This is a genomic window from Aliterella sp. E5.1, assembly GCF_057473825.1.
On sequence record NZ_JBYCCV010000351.1, the window covers coordinates 1 to 1,612 of the forward strand.

The following is a 1,612-nucleotide window of genomic DNA, read 5'->3' on the forward strand; positions in this document are numbered from 1 at the left end:
GTGATACAAGTAAAAGATACGCTCAATAGCCAAGATAAAATAAAAGTTGACCACGGTACCAAATCACTTGGTTGATTAAATAAAGTAACCAGTAACAGTAGGACGTAAAAAAACGTCAATGTCTTAACAAGTCCGAAATAATCACAGCACTTTTCCCTAGAACTATAAAGTCCGGCTGCTGAAAGTATGCCAATTTGGGTAGCAATAATTGGCCATAGTGAAAGTAAATTATGCCGCGCGTTCCAACCAGGGTTTATCATACTCCCGTGGTTGTTGGCAATCTGCCATCCTACAAACAAAACAGTGCTATCTAGCAGCATCAGCGCAATCAATAGTTGCCAGTTTCCAGCAACTTTCCTATTTAGTTGCGTAAATACGGGTGCGCGCAAATCTAGCTAAGAGGGACCAGTAGATGTCATAAGGTGTCACTTTTAACCGAGTATTTCTATTGTTATTTGTGAATATTCATTAAAAACAAATTTTAATTATCAATGAGTTATGAGAGCAACTCAAAAATTAAAATTGAATTTGAACGGATATTTAATAAAGTCAAAGTAAAATACTTTCGCCTAACTTACATTCAGAAAATAATTTATCGCTATAAATAAGCCAAAATTAAGTGACTTATCAGCTTCATTATTCTAAAAAAGAGAGCAAAATTTACCTTTGCGATTGGAGTGGTAGTTTATTTAAACTTATTTCCATCTCTTTTTTCTCAGTGATTAGTAAGTTTAACTGCAAATACAATGTGTTTATAAATCATCAGCTTCTTATTGAAATTTTGATTTATAAATCTGGATAAATTATCAACTCATTTTAAGCAAGGCTTGCCAATTCCCTCCTTTCATTTCATCCAATTACGCTGCCTAGGTAGTCGAAACCACAGGCTAGTTTTAAGCCTTCTATGCAAATATTGTGAGTAAGTTAATAACTTCAATTATCTAAGTAAACATGAAGTGCCGAACTAGATGCTGCTTCATTGAAAACTTACATACTTAAGGTATGAGTTAAAGATAAGATAAAATTTAAACAATCTCAATGCGGAATATTACTGAACTTTACCGTAGTGAAACTTTACAAATCTCTAAGAAACTCAGTAAAGACACGATTACCCTGTAAATATACGGTGGTGTTGCAATAAGCAAGATAGTAGAGTAAGAGATTTGTCGGGAAAAGCACCAATAGAAGGCATTGATAGGACGAAACAATGTTGGCTATTGAGCCAGTGTTGAGGCAACGACTATCAAGGGCTTAACCGGATTAAACCCTTAAAGCTTTTGAGGCGCTGATGCCATTTAGTGAGGTGTTGCAAGCAGACACCTCAGACTTAGGAGCGCGCAAAGTCTGATTGCAGACTACTGACGCAAAACTATTTTTTACTTCAAGTGCTATCCAAAGTTTACAGAACGCGAAGTTTTCCGGGACGAATCTTGCCAAGGCGCGAAGTTCGCGCCCAATTCAACGTCTAAAACTAATTATTCCTGGTGTACAACTGGAGGTATGGACGTACCCCGACTCGAACGGGGGACCTCTACGATGTCAACGTAGCGCTCTAACCAACTGAGCTATACGTCCAAGAATCTCTAAACATAACATATGTTTAGGTAAAAAA

The 1,612-nt window shown here is 36.8% G+C and carries 1 tRNA gene and 1 pseudogene; both read right to left on the minus strand.

Going from position 1 to position 1,612, the window contains the following annotated elements:
- Positions 1-332, minus strand: a pseudogene (locus AC2VE5_RS27150) (sugar transferase); the annotation flags it as partial.
- 1,169 nt (positions 333-1,501) lie between these two features.
- Positions 1,502-1,575, minus strand: a tRNA-Val gene (locus AC2VE5_RS27155).
- Positions 1,576-1,612 lie beyond the last annotated feature (37 nt).